We start from the raw sequence: 15,198 nt of genomic DNA, 5'->3' as shown, positions 1-15,198 counted from the left end.
TAATATTACAGTCAACTATTTATATCTAAAAATGAAAACACTTAAAACATTATTATCAGTAGTATTAATTTTCACTTCTATTTTTATTGCTGAAGCTCAAGGAAAAGAATTATTAACCACAATTAGAAAACAGATACAGAATAAAGACTGGGATAATGCAGAAGAAAGTTTAACTAAATTAATAAAAGATAACCCAAATAAAGCTGTTTATTACTCTCAAAGAGGTTATGTGAAAGAAATGAATTTAAAATACAAAGAAAGTATTGAAGATTTCACAAAAGCAATAGAATTAGATCCTGAACAACCAATTGTAAGAACTAATAGAGGTTATGCTTACAGAAACTTAAAAGAATACGATAAAGCAATTAGTGATTTTAAAGATGAGTTAAAAGTAAATCCAAAAGCAATATATTCTTATGAACATATTAGTATGGTTTACTACTTAAAAAAAGATTATGCTAAAGCTTTAAAGAATGTAAACATAGCAATAGAAAAAGAACCAAGCAATTCAATCTCATATAAAACCAAAGCTCTAATATATAAAGCTATGGGCAAAAAAAAGAGTGCTTGTTCTAACAAAGATAAAGCTATAAAAATGGGGTTACTTGATGATTATCCTGACTTTCAAAACGACATCGACGAATTAAATCAATTCTGTTCTCAATAAAAACATTTATAAATTAATTTTTATTAAGCTACAAGACGTTATAGTTTTGTAGCTTTTTTTATTTATAAATTAAATTAGTACTTTGTTAAAGTCATCTCTTTAAAATATGCAGAATTTACTTCAAAAAATAAGCGAAAAAGGCTTTTTAAGTCCCCATTTACAAACAAGAATTCGTACTGATTTTGAAGAACATATTGTAGAAAAGGGAGAGAAAATTTTAATTCAAGGAAACAAAGCCAACTATTTATATTTTATATCAAAAGGCACATTACATAATTACTATTACCACGACGGAAAACAAATATCATCTTGGTTTTACGATGAAAATCATTTTATAACTTCTTGGTATAGTTTTTATGCTCAAAAACAAAGTTTTGAAGAAATTGAATGTTTAGAAGATTGTATACTCTACAGAATTAGTTACGACAATTACCAAAACTTAATTGCAGATTTTCCTGCTTTCGGAAACTTCGCAAGATTATTAGCCGAAGAAATGCTAACATTTATAGATGAATTTTCTAAAGGTTGGTCTTTTCTAAGTGCTAAAGAAAAATACGAACTCTTACTAACTTACTTTCCTAATATCGAATTAAAAGTAAAGTTAGGTTATATCGCTTCTTTCTTGGGAATATCTCAAGAAACGTTGAGTAGAATTAGAAAATAGATTTTGATATAGGTCAAAAGTTTATTCTCAAATCATTCTCATTTTTGTAAAAAGTTTTAAAAATGAAGAATTCCACCCTAATATTCAGAAGCTTAGCTGTTACAATTTTTATCACTGGCTTTGCACATTTAATGAGTTATACTTCATACACTGAAGATATAAACAATACGTATTCATTACCTACAGAAAACTCTCTGAAGAAAAGTACTTCTTCCGAAAAGTTGAATAATAACTTCTTAATAGGGAAATGGAAAGCTAAATACAACACTAAAGATTTTAGTGGAGCTATTATTTACAATGTTAAAAAAGAAGAAAGATGTTTTAATGCCTATACCTATCAATACGAAGACACTAATGGTTTTACAGATAAAGCTGATAAAGAAAAGGTTTTAAAAATTAATCTTAATGGAACTAATGGAACATACTCTTTAACTTACAATAACAAACAGTATGAAGTTCCTTGTAAAATAAAAGTGATAGATAAGAGAACCATACAAATAAGCTATGATTACTATGGGTACAACGGATTAGAAACTTGGAAAAAACAATAATTATGATTGAATTATTATCAAAAAAATTAGAATGGGCAGAGGTAGATTATTGGTTTTACATCTTCAATAATTTAAGTTTAATTTACATCATACTACCTTTTTTTATTCTTGAATTAGTTAGGTATACTTACTTAAAAAGATTAACTAAAGATTTGGTTTTAGATAGCATTGCTAATATTATAACTTTTGGAGGTTTCTTTCTTATTGAAATAATTTTAGGATTATTAGCGATAACCAAAGTATATTTTTGGATTTACAACAACTTTAGTTTACCTCATTTAGAATTAAATTGGGCAACTGTAATTGGCTGTATTCTTTTAGCAGATTTCGCCTATTATTGGGAACATAGAATGATGCATAGAATAGGAATTGGTTGGGCAACACATACGGTACACCATAGCTCTCCTCATTTTAATATGTCGGTAGCTTATCGATTCGGACCATTAGATGCTGTCATGCCAATTGTTTTTTCTTTACCGTTAGTGATGCTAGGTTTCGACCCTATTTTAGTATTATTATCTGAAGTCTTTGTGCAAGTATTTCAGACTCTGTTACACACAGAAATTATTGGAAAACTAATAAAACCAGTAGAATATGTTTTCAATACTCCATCTCATCATCGCGTTCATCACGGATCTAACAGACAATATTGGGATAAAAACTATGGTGGTATTCTAATTATTTGGGACAGGTTACTTGGAACTTTTGAACCAGAGGTTGAAGAAGTACGTTACGGAATTTCTGAACCTGTAAATAGTACAAATCCAATCATTGTCTTTTTTCACGGAATTACACGTTTATATAAAAAGATTAAAAGTGTAAACGGGTTTAAAAATAAAATACTTGTTTTTATAAAACCTCCAGATTGGATGCCTACAAATCATTTAACTCAAAAGAACACCAATGTTAAATAAACCATTCTTTTCAGATTTATCAACATATACTCCAGAACTATCTATTTCTTTTTACGAAAATGTTTTCAACTGGAAATATTATAAAGTTGATAAATACTATACAGCTTTTCATAAACAAAAAGAGGTTGCAGGTTTATATGAAACACCTCAAAAATTTAAACAAATGCGAATGCCTCATTTTTGGATGACTTACTTTCGTGTTTCTGATATAAATGAAGTAGTTACCAAAGCTAAAAATTTAGACGGCATTATTGAGTTGAACTATGAAACCACAGGTTTTGGAAAAGTTGCTTTAATTAGAGATCCTCAAGGAGCTGGATTTACAGTTTATGAAGGTAATCAATTAAATAATACGCGAACAAAACAAGAAAAAAACACACTTATTTGGAATGAACTTCATGTTTCAGAAACTAGTAAGGCAATTCCTTTTTATCAAAGTATTTTTGATTGGAATATTATCGAAGTTAGTAATGGTATTTACAAGGTTCTAAATAACGAAAAAGAACACATTACAGATATTTTAGAAATAGATAATTCCTACAAAGGAAAATACGAATATTGGGTATGTACTTTTGGAGTTGAAAGCATAAATGCTTCTAAAGAGTTAATTTTAAAAAATGGAGGTACTATTATTACTGAAGAAGAAAATAGAATATTAGTAGTTGACAATTCTAATGAAGCTTTTTTCTATATTGAAAATATAAAATAACTTATGATATAACAACAATGAAAAAAGAAATTGCAATTCAATACTTAAAACATTTAGAAAACGGAGAAATTGAAAATGTTATTGATTTATTTCACTCTGAAGGTATTGTAGATTCGCCTATTTATGGCCATTAAGGAAGTTGCTGATTTTTATTTAATTACGGCATGATATTTGAAGGTAATTCTCATAAAAACCACCTATTATGAAAAACTACTTCTTAATCTCAATTTTAAATTTTTCTATTCTATTCTCTTCATTTTTCTCAAGTGAAAAATCTCAAAAAAACAATGATAATTTTACAAGTTATGAATGGAAAAAAACTTCAAACAGCAACGTAGAATATCGATTAATTAAAGATGATTATGGATATCATGCTATCGAATTCATCAATAACTCTGACTGTCCTGTAAAAATAAGAGCCGAAGTTTTTTTATTTGGAGATACAACAAATAAATATATTACTATAAAAGGAAAAAATTCAAAAACCTGGTGTTTTTTAAGCTCGATTTCACGTTCTAATGGTACTTGTAGTTTTATATTTGAATTTACAGATAATAGATATATTTATAAATCTGATATAACTGTAAATATTCGTGATATAAAAAACAAAACAGCTTGTAATCTGGAAAACAAAAAAGAACTATAGCGTATAAAAACTTATCCTATTAACATACAAAAAGCAACTTATAAGTAAGTTGCTTTTAAATGTATCTGTTATTATTTTCTTGTATTATCCTCTTCGTCTTTCTAATAATACAAGCATCATTAAAGCCAACATAATTCTATCATCATCATCGTTATCTAATTGGCCTACTTTTGAAACTTCAAAATTTCTTCCAAAGAAAGATTTTAACTTTTTAAGCCTAACAATGACTTTACCTTGTTTGTCTTTTACTACATATGAAGGATTAAATAAATATCCTGTAAAAATGCTTAAAATTGGTATTTCTCCTAATAGAGAATCGAACACTTTTGTCCAAGGATTTTCTTCATTTACAACATATTGTTGTTTTTCATTTTGATCGATAATTTCATAATGTGCTTTCCAAACAGAACGCCATCCTTTACGAACTACCTTTCCAAATTCTTTTCCGTCTACATCTAAGAAACTGTAAGCAGTAGAAAAATCTAACCATTTATCAGCTTTAATTCTATAATTTACATGAGATTTAGATTCATCACTGTAAACAGAAATATCTTCTTTTAGTTTAAACATTTTCTGACGTACATAAGCAATCATTTTACCACTACTATCTGTTGCAGAAAAGTCGTTTGCTAATGTTGAAATATTGAACTTAAAGTTCACTGGAAATTGAATGTTTTGCATAATTTTTAGCAATTTAGTTTTTGAATAGTTTAGTTATCGCATAGCAAATAACGCTTGCAAGTTAATTATTAATAATGAATGCTAATTATGCTTTTTACTTTTATTTTATGAAGCCTAAATCCTTCACCATTTGTAACGAAATTTTCTCAAAATCTCTGTTCTTTGCTTGTTCTTCTTTATTGAAAGGAGCTCCAGGTGCAACTATTTCTAAAGTATAACCTTCTAACTTTACTTCTAATTTTCTTTTTGAATCTGTATATAAAGCTGCCTTTCCTACTTTTGGAATCCATTTTGCCGATTTAGACATTGATTTTTTTAATGACCAAGCTTCTTCCCAATTTTCACCTTGCCCAATTGCTTCAGAAATTCCCCCTACATCTTGACTAGAACTTACTTCTTTGTAAAGAGAAATCATACCTGTTAAAAAATTCCAGTCGGAACCACCAAGTTTTACTCTTACCATACACGTTTTTGTATTTCCGTTTTGCACGAACTTCCCTTGTCCTACAGTTACGATTGCATCTGCTGATACGTTATATAGGCTAGCTAATTTTTCCTTATTTATTAGACTGCATACATCTGTTACTGCATTAAATTCAACTGTATTTCCTTGAAAGTTTTTATTCACAAAAGATGTATTTCCTAAATCTGCTCCAATAATTGATTTTTTATCTCCAAAACATGAACTTAGTACTGCTAAAGTCATGATAAATATTACTGTTTTTAATAGTTTCATAATTTCTTCTTTTTTAATTATTATCTAAAATCCTCGAACTTTTTCAATTTCACATTGATCGTTCCTTTTACTTCTCCTTCTTTAAAAACAAAAAACTCTTTCATGTATTTTGAACGATGTGATTTACACTTTTTTTCTTCTTCTTTAGAACTTGCAGCTCTTTTCTCTAAACAGTCTACCATTTGAATTCCGTTGAAACTTGCTACAAATTCTTTCTCATTAAAACGTTCTATGTAAAGCGTACCAGAAAAAGCTCTACTTTCTATTAATTTATACGTATTTATGAAATCGATACTATATGTCATAGCATCTTCAGCTTCAGTAAAACGTATACTATTCGTATAGCTAGATTGAGCTTCTTTTAATAAAGGATCACTTAAAGCTTTTAATTTCTTACCAAATTCATCAGCAGAAATTTTACCTTCTTGAAATTTCTTGGTAAGCGCTTTCATTTTCTCTTGCATTCCGTTCTTTTTCCCCTGAAAGTCTTTCCTTTCTTTTTCAACACGCGTGTGGTCTTTACTATTAATTTGGCTCATCATACTCATATCATCACGATAACCTTTATTTAATGCACTTAAGTTAATATACACACTGTCTTTAGGTGTAATAGGAAACTTTAAACCGTTTACAAATTCCACCTCCATAAGCAATTCTAAATTATCTGGAACTTTGTTGTTATCTACATTTAATCTTCCTCCAGACAACTCAAATTTCCCTCCGAGACCTTCTCTTAATTCATGTTGTGATATATACACTGAAAATTTGTTTTTACTCACACTTGCTTCTACAGCTTCACAAGCTCCAAAAGCTTCACCACTATAATTTACTTTTTGACTAACAACTGTTTGTACGAATAGAAAAAACAGTAACAGACTAACTACTTTTTTCATATTTATTGCTTTATAATTTTTCTATGAATAAAATTTTTGAATTCATCTTCGACACGAATAAAATATAAACCTGCAGGCAGTTTTCTTAATGAAACTTCTGTTTGCATATTTTCTATATTTTTCTCTTTCAAACAAACTTTCCCATTACTATTGAATACAACTATAGATTGAATTGAATTTGAATTTGAATTTTTAATCTTTATCAATTCTGAAGTTGGATTTGGATATATGGAGAAATCTATATCAGAAACTACATCTTCAGTAGATAATACACTTGAAGTATCTTCGGCCTTTAAAACAAAACCTCCAGATTCTGATTTAGATTGAAATCTACTAGATAGTTCTAACCAAACTTGTAAATAGTATTCTTGACCAGGATTTAAATTATCTACTGATAAATTTCCTTCATCACAATTTAATGGAGTTGTATCTGTACAAGTTTCATACAATGCAATTTTTGAAATTAATGTGCCTGCAGAAATAGTGATATTCATACTTCCAGATTCTGGAGCTGTGAATGAATACCAAACATCAAAAACTGTTGTTCCATTTTGAGCACAATTCGGATTTGTTGCTGCTCCAGATACACTAATTGTGCTTCCTGGTGTATCTTGTCCTAAAACAATTGGAATCGTAAAAGAACAATCGTCATTTACTGGTGTACAGTTTTCATTAAAGTTTGTTTGCATATCAGTTTGAAACCAACTTGTAGTGCTATAGTTCTCATCATCTACCTGAATACAGGTTAAATCTGGATTTGCAAAAACAGAGAAGTTTTCATTAGAAATTCGAGAATTATTTCCATTTTTTATGTTTAAACCAACCAAAGCATTATCATTACAACTTAACTTAGTTAATCGAGAATTGTTTACTAAATCTAAATACTCAATAGCATTAACTTCACAGTTTAAATTTTCTAACTTTGAGTTTGATAAAGTGTTTAATTCTGCAATTTGATTTGCACTACAGTTTAAGTTTACCAACTCTAAATTTTTAATAATCGATAACTCACCAATATCATTATAAGAACAGTCTAAATCTGTTAAATTCACTAATGTGCTAACATCTAAACTTGTAAGTTCATTTGTACTACAATTTAAATTTGTTAAAGCAGTAAACTCCTCGATCCCAGAAAGATTAGTAATACTTTGCCCGCTAACATCTAAAGTAGTTAATGCTTGAATAGCCGAAGTTGATACCTTATTATCTCCTGTAACTCCATTACCAGCACCTATAGATTCTAAATAAGTTTCAAAATTACTATCAGGAATTTCAGTAATTTCTTGAGTTGAAGATCCTCCACAATCGTTACTGAAGACTAAGTATTCATCGAATCGTAAAGCTCCTGTTATTTTTGTTCTCGACCAATTTGAATTCACATAATCTGCATCAGAAACCTCAACACATCTTAAATTAGGATTTCTTAAACTTTCTAGATAATAGTTATTCCTTCCGTTTTTAATAGAAACGTTTGATAAACTAGTCATTTCATTAAAAATAATATCTGTAATACGTGTATTATTCGCAAAATCTAGGTTATCTAATTTTTCACAGTAATAAGCGAAAAACATTTTCAATTTAGTATTAGTTGAAAGATTAATAGTCTCCAATTTATCATTATTAACATTTCTAAGAGTTTCTAAGTTAACAGCTCCGTTAATGTTTAAGTCGACTAATTCTGTATTATCTTCTAAGCTTAATATTTCTAATTTTTCATTGGTAGAAACATCAAGTGTTGTTATAGAAGAATTCGCAAGATTTATTCGAATTAACTCTGTAAGATTAGACACGTTTAATGTTATTAATTGTGAATTTCCTGCAGTTAAATATTGTAATGTTGTATTTACACTTATATCTACTGAAGTTAAAGGATTACCTAAAATCTGTAAACTTGTTAAGCTAGAAAAATCTTCTAATCCAGTTAAATCTTCAATTCCTTTATTATTCAGAGGTAAAAAAGTAACATCTTTAATATTATCTGTAAGTACATAATCATCTAAAACAGTATCGTAACCTTCGTTGATAAGAAACTGTTCAAAAGCATCATCTGGCACAAAGGTTTGTTGAGCAAAAAGTCCTGCAGATAATGTCATAAAAAAAAGTAGTAATCTATATTTCATATGAATTGCTTTTAATTGTTATTCAATTGTTTCGTTTTTATATTCATATATTAGTTTTGTAATTATTTCGAATCTTAACATTTTCCAGAAAAAAAAATTTTCTGTTAATATTTACTGTATCTCAGCAACTAATGAATAGAAACATTAACGATATATCACTTCAACAAGAATTAAGAGAAGGTAATAGAGATTCTTTACGAACGGTATACGTGAATTATAGAGCCGACTTTTTAAAGTATGCTTTAACTTACAAGTTAAGTGAAGAAGATGCTTTAGACATTTATCATGATACTATTATTGCATTCAATAAAAGTTTCACACAGAATAAAATAAACATTACCAAAAGCTCTATAAAAACCTACTTGTTTGGTATTGGAAAAAACAAGATTTATAATCACTTTAAAAAGAATAAAAAAATACATTTAGTAAAAGACAGAGAAGATGAAGCCTACGAAAGTATTGAAATTGATACTGTAACTCCAACAATTGAGCAAATTGCATTAAGTAAAGCTTTACAAAAGATATCGGAATCTTGTAGAACTCTTTTAAAGCTGTTTTATTTTCGAAACTTAGATATTGAAGAAATTGTAAATCTTACCGATTACAAAGATGCAAATACAGTGAGTAGTCATAAATCTAGATGTATGAAAAAACTTAAAGAGTTAGTGAAAAATGAATAATTACGACGAAATCATACAAAAACACTTTAAGAATGCATTAAATAGTGAAGAACAAAAACTATTTAACTCATTAAAAGAAACTAATGAAGAATTTCAAGTTGCTTTAAAAGCTCACGAAGATCTTATGATCGCTTTTCAAGTGAATGAAGACAAAGAAATTAGTAATCTTATTAAAGATATTGAAGGCAAAAAGAAACCAAAGCCTATTTTTCTTAAAATCGCAGCAGCTTTAGTTGTATTTATTACTGGTTATTATTTTCTCTTTTTGTCTAGTGAAAATTATGAATCTTATTTAGAAGAATATCCTAATGTTCATCATCCTATTACAAGAGGAAATTCTGAAAGTAAACTAGACGAAGCTTTTAATGCTTATGAAAGTAAGTCTTATAAAAATGCTATTGTAAAGTTTGATGCTATTTTAAGCGAAGAGAAATCTCCTGAAATTGAATTCTATAAAGCCATGGCATTATTAAATGATAAGCAATATGTTAAAGCTGAAAATATATTACAAAACCTAACTCAAAATTCATTTGAATTTAAAGACGAAACGTTTTGGTATTTAACGATTCTATCTTTAATAAAAGAAGATGAAACTAATGCTAAAAAACTCTTGATTACAATGAATAAAGAAAATATGGAGTTCAAACAAAAAGAACGTAAACGATTGTTGAACAAACTAAACTAATCGAAATCCATAGTATCTGGATCTTCTGCTTTAGGTTTATGATAAGCACCTGTTACAAATGTTAATTTTTGTAATTGTTCTAGCAATTGTTCTGTTTCATTATTTGGCACTAATACTCTAAAAATAGCATCGGTTTTTAATTCAGTTTGTATCTCTGTTAAAGCTTGTACAGTAACTTTTGTATTAACAAATAATTCGTTTATCTGTAATGCTTCTTTTTTATTTTCGCTTATGAATTTTCCGTCATATTTCATGTTAACTTTTGCATCGACGTAAACTATTATTTCATCCATTTTAATTTGATTATTTGTATCTATAGAATCTTTACTTTTTGAAGTTGAACAACTCAACCCTAGATATAAAATTAATAGACGACAGATTTTTCTGAAAATCATTTCTTAAAATTAAGAAAAGTATGGAGTAGTGTATACTCCATACTTAAATTTAAACAAACTACTTAATAATTGGTCGCGGATAATATTTATCAACTTTCCAGTTATTTGCTGGATTTATTCTCACGTATTCACTTCCAGAAAAGAAGTACATTTTATTACTTTTTCCGTTCCATAATGTACAATCTAATCCGTTGGTAAATGGAGCACTTACTCCTGGCCAATTTCCTGCAATTGGTTTTGGATAACCAGCATCTACATTCCAACTATTATTTGGATCTACTCTAATGTATTCATTATCTTTAAAGAAATAAACTTTATTATTTGTTCCACTCCAAATTGCCCCATCTACTCCATTCTCAAAGTTTGATGGAAAACCTGTCCAGTTTCCTGAAATTGGTTTTGGATAACCTGGATCTACTTGCCAGCTATTATTTGGATTTACACGGATATATTCACTTCCTTTAAAGAAATAAATTTTGTTATTTACTGTGTTACTAACTGCAGCATCAATTCCATTTGTAAAACTCGCTGGAAAACCAGGCCAATTCCCTGAAATTGATTTTGGATAACCCGAATCTACTTCCCAATTGTTAGCTGGATTAACACGAACATACTGATTTCCTTGAAAGAAATATACTTTGCTATTTTTATGCGCCCACAATGCAGCGTCTAAATTTTGACCAAAACTATTTGGAAAACCTGGCCAATTCGAATCGATATCTAAGTTTGCAAAAGCTTCTTTTAAATCTGGTCGTTTTCCAATTCTATTTGTAGCAATTAACTTAGGATATCCAGCATCTTGTTTCCAACCATTATTTGGGTCTACACGCACATAATCTTCTCCTTTGAAAAAGTAAATTTTCTTATTTGTTCCACTCCATAAAACTGCATCAACTCCGTTAGTAAAATTAGCATCTAAACCAGACCAATTTCCTGAAATTGGTTTCGGATAACCGGCTTCTACACTCCAGCTATTACTTGGATTTATTCGAACATACTCATCATCTTTAAAGAAATAAATCTTTTTATTTTTACTATTCCAAATTGCAGCATCTAGTCCATTTGTAAAGTTCGCTGGTAAACCTGGCCAATTTCCTGAAATTGGTTTCGGATAACCAGAATCTACATTCCAACTATTGTTAGGATCTACTCTTATATACTCGCTATCTTTAAAGAAATATACTTTGTTATTAGTATCACTCCAAAATGCAGCATCTACACCACTTTCAAAATTCGATGGGAAACCAGGCCAATTTCCTTCAATTGGTTTTGGATATTTGGGTTCTACACTCCAATTTGTTTTAGGATCGATTCTTACATATTGGCTTCCTTTAAACATATATAATTTATCACTTTTACCATTCCATAAAGCAGCATCAATACTTCTACCAAAATTACTAGCTGGTAAACCTTTCCAATTCGATGGTGATTTTCCTTCAACACTTCCACTAAAACGCATTTGATCAGAACCTGTGTTTCTCATAATATTTCTTGCTGTTGTTGGTGTTAAAAGCGTCTTACCTCTGGCTTTCAATCTTCCTTGTATACAAGCTATCGCTCCTGTTACAACCGGACTAGCACTTGACGTTCCATTGAAACTGTTTGTATACCAATAATTATCTTCAACTTTACTGAAATATAGTTTTTTATCAATCGGACTATAATACCCTGAATTTACTCCTCTTTGATAAGCATTTGTGAAACCATTCCAATTCCCTGAAATTGGTTTCGGATAACCTGTATCTACTTTCCAACTATTATTGGGATCTATACGTACATACTGATTTCCTTTAAAGAAATAAACTTTGTCATTTTTATCATTCCAAACAGCACAATCGATTCCTGTAATAAAATGAGCAGGTAAACCCGACCAATTTCCAGCTATATTTTTAGGATATCCTGCATCTACTTTCCAGTTGTTATTCGGATCTATTCGAAGATATTTAGAACCTTTAAAGAAATAAACTTTGTTGCTTTTATTATTCCATAATGCAGCATCTAAATCCCTTTGGAAATCTGATGGTAAACCTGGCCAATTATCTTTTATATCTTTTGGATAATCAGGATCAATTGTATGTGTATTGGCATCCATACGAACATATCTTTCTTCTTTAAAGAAATAAACTTTGTTGTTTGTTCCACTCCATAAAGCGGCATCAATACCATCACCCAAATTTCCAAGATAACCAATATCACTGCTTAAATCCTTAGGAAAACCGGCATCTGCTCCCCAATTATTAAAAGGATCTATACTTGTATATAAATCTCCTTGTAAATTACCATAACCTGTTGTTGCCACACTATTTCCCCAACCTTGAACATCTACTCGAGATCCCCAATTTGAAAAACTTAAGATCGTTCGATCCGTTGAACTACTTGGTGATCCTGCTCCTACTATAATTGCTCCTGACTGTGGATTTTTTAAGTTGAAAGGATTTTTCCAAGACAAAGGAAAACCAGGTTCTGGATGATTGTAAATATCTGTATCAAAATCTTCTGCACCATTACCAGCAGCTTCAACAACAATAATTCCTTTAGAAGTAGCATAAACAATAGCAGCAAAATCATCTGGCCACCATTCTATCGCTATATATCCATCTCGTCTGACACCGTTTGCTGCCGGACCAGATCTGTGTACTTCTAATAAAATAATGTCACCAGCATTTAATCGATTTGCAGCATTTATAATAGCTTGCGAAGTTCCTAAACCATTATGAGAAATAGCACTAATATGAGAATTATGAGAAATTCCTGTTATTCCAAAACCATTATCATCTGCTCCCATTACTCCCAACACTGCTGTTCCGTGATTTTCTGAACTTTTTGTATTATTTCCAGCTAATAAACCACCAAAACCTTCTTGTAAATCTTCATGATCAAAATTAAATCCTTGTTCAATATCTATAATATCAATTCCTTCACCTCTACCTCCTCCGAATTGCCATGCAAATTTTGCATCTACTCCTTGTGGCGCTGGATTAAGGTATCCTTGATTTCCACTTAAATCTGGAGTAGCTGTATCTGCTTGTCCAGGATCTACTGCTGGTGGTTTTATATATGCCGCTTCTACCAAATCATTAGCTAAAAACTCTTTCTTTAATTGCTCTAAATCTTTTTGATCACTTTCAATTAAAAAGAATGATTTAGGATCATATTTTAATTTTCTAAATACACTCCCTGCAGTTTTCGGAATTCTACTTTTTTTGAATAAAGGGTGAATTTTCGATTTTCGTTTCTTAATGATACTCTGAATTGGCTTAATTGCTGCTGCAGAAATTTTCTTTGAAACTAACTCTGTTGTAGTCTTTTGCCTAATCTTAGCTTCTTTCTTAAAAATTACAACTAGTTCTGGCTTGTCATTACCAGTAATTATTACTCGTTCCATAATTTGGTTGATTAAAAATTTATTAATTAGTTTATACCCGAAACAAACCTACCAACCTTACCAACAAATAATTACAGCATAACAACTGAAGTTAAACTGACTAAAACTCCAATTTTAAAACGGAAAAACCTTAATCAGTTTTGAGGAAATACACTGACTAATTTTTATACCTTTTAAATGAATATTTTATATTTTCAGAACAAAATTCATTTTCAATTTTAATAAAATCACTACAAAACTCAATGATTCAAGAACTATATCAACGAGCAATGAAATTTGCAGGAGAAAAACACTGTCATCAACAAGTACCAGGAACCAAGGCTAATTATTTATTACATATTTCTAATGTAGTTATGGAAGTAATTATTGCTTACAATCATACAAAGTCTTTTGATATAAATTTGGCTGTTCAAACTGCTATTCTTCACGATACTATTGAAGATACTGATACTAGTTTTGAAGAAATTTCATCAAATTTTGGAGCAACTGTGGCTGAAGGCGTATTAGCTCTCACCAAAAATGAAAGTTTAAATACTAAAAAGGAACGTATGCGTGATAGTTTAGATAGAATTAATAAACTGTCTAAAGAAATTGGTATTGTTAAAATAGCTGATCGAATTACGAATTTACAAGAACCTCCTAAACATTGGAATCAAGATAAAATTGAGAATTATTTAAAAGAAGCTCAATTAATTTCAAATGAGTTGAGTGGTAAAAATGAATACCTGAATAACAGATTATTAGAAAAAATTAAGGCATATTCTAAATTTATATCTAAATAGAATGCTAATATCAATATTTTATTACTTTTGTGCTTGCTATTAAACTAACAAAAATTGAAAAACTATGACTAGAGAAGAACGTTTAAGCTTCTGTAAAATTTGTAAAAACCAAAAATTAGATTTTAAACAAGGAATTGTTTGCGGACTAACTAATGCTCCTGCTGAATTCGAAAACTCATGCGATTCTTTTTCAGAAGATATAACCTTAAAAAATGAAGCACTTTTTAAAGAATTCGAAAATATTCACGAGCCAGTAGATAAAGGAATTCGATTTGCTAACTTTATTCTCGATCTTATTTTTAACTACATTTTCTCATTTATTTTTGGTATAATCTTAGGATTAGTTTTATTTGTTGTTTCACCAGATTCATTAACCATTTTTGACCAACAAAATTTATTACTCGAATATTTAATGGGATTTGTTTTTAGTATGATTTACTACACTACATTCGAGGCAACTACCGGTAGATCTCTTGCTAAATACATAACAAAAACTAAGGTAGTCGATAAAAATGGTAACAAACCTAGTTTAAATACTATACTTTTAAGAAGTTTATGCAGATTTATTCCTTTTGAACCCTTTTCTTTTCTAGGGTCAGAAAGTAAAGGTTGGCACGATTCTATTTCTGAAACAAAAGTGGTAAAAGCGTAATTTTTTGTAACCTACTTTTAAATTCATCCGTCTTACTA

General features: G+C 29.5%; 16 protein-coding genes. 10 read left to right on the top strand and 6 right to left on the bottom strand.

All coding sequences use genetic code 11. From position 1 onward, the window contains the following. Positions 1-31: 31 nt before the first annotated feature. From Q1A46_RS09090 to Q1A46_RS09065, 6 genes are all read left to right on the top strand, one after another. Positions 32-667: a tetratricopeptide repeat protein gene (locus Q1A46_RS09090; protein WP_299676977.1), complete on the top strand. Its 636-nt coding sequence runs from the start codon at positions 32-34 to the stop codon at positions 665-667. 106 nt (positions 668-773) lie between these two features. Beyond that, positions 774-1,331, top strand: a complete 558-nt coding sequence (locus tag Q1A46_RS09085; RefSeq protein WP_299676974.1) for a Crp/Fnr family transcriptional regulator — start codon at positions 774-776, stop codon at positions 1,329-1,331. A 62-nt stretch (positions 1,332-1,393) separates the two neighbouring features. Beyond that, positions 1,394-1,882 carry a hypothetical protein gene (locus Q1A46_RS09080; protein WP_299676971.1) on the top strand — a complete coding sequence of 163 codons (489 nt, stop codon included), beginning with the start codon at positions 1,394-1,396 and terminating at the stop codon, positions 1,880-1,882. Positions 1,883-1,884: 2 nt separating this feature from the next. Further along, positions 1,885-2,796: a sterol desaturase family protein gene (locus Q1A46_RS09075; protein ID WP_299676968.1), complete on the top strand. Its 912-nt coding sequence runs from the start codon at positions 1,885-1,887 to the stop codon at positions 2,794-2,796. Continuing rightward, positions 2,786-3,505 carry a VOC family protein gene (locus Q1A46_RS09070; protein WP_299676965.1) on the top strand — a complete coding sequence of 240 codons (720 nt, stop codon included), beginning with the start codon at positions 2,786-2,788 and terminating at the stop codon, positions 3,503-3,505. Before Q1A46_RS09075 ends, Q1A46_RS09070 begins: the two co-directional genes overlap by 11 nt. Positions 3,506-3,707: 202 nt before the next feature. Beyond that, on the top strand, positions 3,708-4,151 hold the full coding sequence (locus tag Q1A46_RS09065) for a hypothetical protein (RefSeq protein WP_299676963.1): 444 nt from the start codon (positions 3,708-3,710) through the stop codon (positions 4,149-4,151). An 84-nt stretch (positions 4,152-4,235) separates the two neighbouring features. On the opposite strand, the gene Q1A46_RS09060 is transcribed toward Q1A46_RS09065, so the two are convergent. The 4 genes from Q1A46_RS09060 to Q1A46_RS09045 form a co-directional block, all read right to left on the bottom strand. Next, on the bottom strand, positions 4,236-4,832 hold the full coding sequence (locus Q1A46_RS09060; protein ID WP_299676960.1) for a hypothetical protein: 597 nt from the start codon (positions 4,830-4,832) through the stop codon (positions 4,236-4,238). Positions 4,833-4,932: 100 nt separating this feature from the next. Next, on the bottom strand, positions 4,933-5,568 hold the full coding sequence (locus Q1A46_RS09055) for a hypothetical protein (RefSeq protein WP_299676958.1): 636 nt from the start codon (positions 5,566-5,568) through the stop codon (positions 4,933-4,935). 20 nt (positions 5,569-5,588) lie between these two features. After that, positions 5,589-6,461 carry a hypothetical protein gene (locus Q1A46_RS09050; protein WP_299676956.1) on the bottom strand — a complete coding sequence of 291 codons (873 nt, stop codon included), beginning with the start codon at positions 6,459-6,461 and terminating at the stop codon, positions 5,589-5,591. A 2-nt stretch (positions 6,462-6,463) separates the two neighbouring features. Further along, entirely contained in the window at positions 6,464-8,581 is a 2,118-nt protein-coding gene (locus Q1A46_RS09045) for a T9SS type A sorting domain-containing protein (RefSeq protein WP_299676954.1), read from the bottom strand. Positions 8,582-8,712: 131 nt separating this feature from the next. Between Q1A46_RS09045 and Q1A46_RS09040 the strand changes: the two genes are divergently transcribed. Then, positions 8,713-9,261, top strand: coding sequence for an RNA polymerase sigma factor (locus Q1A46_RS09040; protein WP_299676952.1), 549 nt, complete (start codon positions 8,713-8,715; stop codon positions 9,259-9,261). After that, positions 9,254-9,946 (top strand): hypothetical protein, encoded by a 693-nt coding sequence (locus Q1A46_RS09035; RefSeq protein WP_299676950.1) that lies wholly within the window; start codon positions 9,254-9,256, stop codon positions 9,944-9,946. Before Q1A46_RS09040 ends, Q1A46_RS09035 begins: the two co-directional genes overlap by 8 nt. On the opposite strand, the gene Q1A46_RS09030 is transcribed toward Q1A46_RS09035, so the two are convergent. After that, entirely contained in the window at positions 9,943-10,239 is a 297-nt protein-coding gene (locus Q1A46_RS09030) for a hypothetical protein (protein ID WP_299676947.1), read from the bottom strand. The two genes, Q1A46_RS09035 and Q1A46_RS09030, sit on opposite strands and share 4 nt — an antisense overlap. Positions 10,240-10,399: 160 nt before the next feature. Then, positions 10,400-13,726: a hemopexin repeat-containing protein gene (locus Q1A46_RS09025; RefSeq protein WP_299676945.1), complete on the bottom strand. Its 3,327-nt coding sequence runs from the start codon at positions 13,724-13,726 to the stop codon at positions 10,400-10,402. Positions 13,727-13,968: 242 nt separating this feature from the next. On the opposite strand from Q1A46_RS09025, the gene Q1A46_RS09020 reads away from it, so the two are divergent. Beyond that, the gene (locus Q1A46_RS09020; RefSeq protein ID WP_299676942.1) at positions 13,969-14,508 is read left to right on the top strand and encodes an HD domain-containing protein; all 540 of its coding nucleotides are present in this window, start codon (positions 13,969-13,971) and stop codon (positions 14,506-14,508) included. Positions 14,509-14,572: 64 nt separating this feature from the next. After that, a complete protein-coding gene (locus Q1A46_RS09015) occupies positions 14,573-15,160 on the top strand; it encodes an RDD family protein (protein WP_299676939.1) in 588 nt (195 codons plus the stop codon). Positions 15,161-15,198 lie beyond the last annotated feature (38 nt).

Origin of the sequence: uncultured Tenacibaculum sp., from assembly GCF_947502995.1 — a bacterium.
Taxonomy (GTDB): domain Bacteria; phylum Bacteroidota; class Bacteroidia; order Flavobacteriales; family Flavobacteriaceae; genus Polaribacter.
This window is presented reverse-complemented; position numbering and strand designations above follow the sequence as displayed.